Origin of the sequence: Streptomyces sp. WAC05292 (assembly GCF_003949955.1) — a bacterium.
In the GTDB taxonomy this organism is placed as follows: Bacteria; Actinomycetota; Actinomycetes; order Streptomycetales; family Streptomycetaceae; genus Streptomyces; species Streptomyces globosus.
The window spans coordinates 1-1,289 of record NZ_RPSE01000733.1 but is presented as its reverse complement, the minus strand read 5'-3'; the positions used below and the strand labels follow the sequence as shown (position 1 = coordinate 1,289).

Here is a 1,289-nt window from a genome sequence, read left to right as displayed (position 1 = left end):
CCCCGACAGCCCCCTCTCGACCCCCGCCACCGGGCCCCGGCGGGCAGGCCGGGCCCGGTGGCGGGGGTCGAGAGGGGGCTGTCGGGGTAGGCGAGGCGGAGCCCGGACATGCCGCCGAGGACCTTGCGCTGGATGGCCCGGCGCAGCGGGGTGATGTTGCGTACGAAGGTGAAGACGACGGGCAGGGCGACGCCGGCGAGCCGGTTCTTGAACTGCACGAGGAAGGTGGCCTTGCGGGTGGAGCCGAGCAGCGCCCGCCCGACGGGGACGCGTTCCATGCCGTACGTGGCCAGCAGCTCGGGTCCGGCCTGCCCGCGGTCGGCCATGGCGAGCTTCCAGCCCAGGTTGTACGCCTCCTGGATGCCGGTGTTCATGCCCTGCCCGGAGGCGGGGCTGTGGACGTGGGCGGCGTCGCCGGCGACGAAGCAGCGGCCTTCCCGCATACGGGGGACCATGCGCTGCTGGAAGGTGAAGACGGAGCTCCAGGAGGGTTCGCCGACGGTGACGGGGCGGCCGAGTCCGGCGGTGAGCTTGCGGGAGAAGCGTGCGGCGACGTCCGCGGCGTCGTAGGCGTCGCCGGGGCGGCGTACGGGTGCGGTGTCGAGGAGCCGCCACCGCCCGGCCTCCTGGTAGGGGACCATCATCAGGGCCTGGCCGCCGGTGTGCGCCCAGTAGATGGTGTCGGGCGGGAGGTCGGTCTCGACGGCCGCGTCGGCGAGTTCCCAGGTGTCGCGGGATTCGCCGATCAGGGGGAGGCCGAGCTGTTTGCGGACGGTGCTGTGGCCGCCGTCGCAGCCGACCAGCCAGGGGACCTCGTACTCCTCGCGGGTGCCGTCGGCGTGTTCGAGGGTGGCGCGGACGGCGGTGTCGTCCTGGTCGAGGGCGGTGAGGCGGACGCCCCATTCGATGGTGACGCCGAGCCGGGCGACGGCCTCGCGCAGCAGTTCCTCGGTGCGGGTCTGCTCGATGACGAGGCTGTACGGGTGCCGGGTCGGCATCGTCTCGTAGTCGGCTTCGAGGCGGACGAGGCGCCGGCCGGAGGCGTACATGGTGAAGGCCTGGTTGCGGCGGCCGGCGGCGAGGAAGGCGTCGACCAGGCCCATCTGGTCGAACGTCTCCAGGGTGCGGGGGTGGACGGCGACGGCGCGGCTGGTGGCGGCGGGCCCGGGCGCGCCGACCTCGACGCCGACGCCTGCATCCAGTTCACCACCGGCACCACCGGCCGCCCCAAGGGCGTCCGCCTCAGCCACCGCAACCTCGTCGCCAACGCCGCACAGATCGCCGCCGCG

General features: G+C 73.9%; 2 protein-coding genes. One reads left to right on the top strand and one right to left on the bottom strand.

From position 1 onward, the window contains the following. On the bottom strand, positions 1-1,103 hold a 1,103-nt coding region (locus tag EF903_RS32705), incomplete at its 3' end, for an FAD-dependent monooxygenase (RefSeq protein ID WP_221888813.1). On the opposite strand from EF903_RS32705, the gene EF903_RS36005 reads away from it, so the two are divergent. Then, the coding region (locus tag EF903_RS36005) for an AMP-binding protein (RefSeq protein ID WP_312845987.1) at positions 984-1,289 on the top strand (306 nt) is incomplete at its 3' end. The two genes, EF903_RS32705 and EF903_RS36005, sit on opposite strands and share 120 nt — an antisense overlap.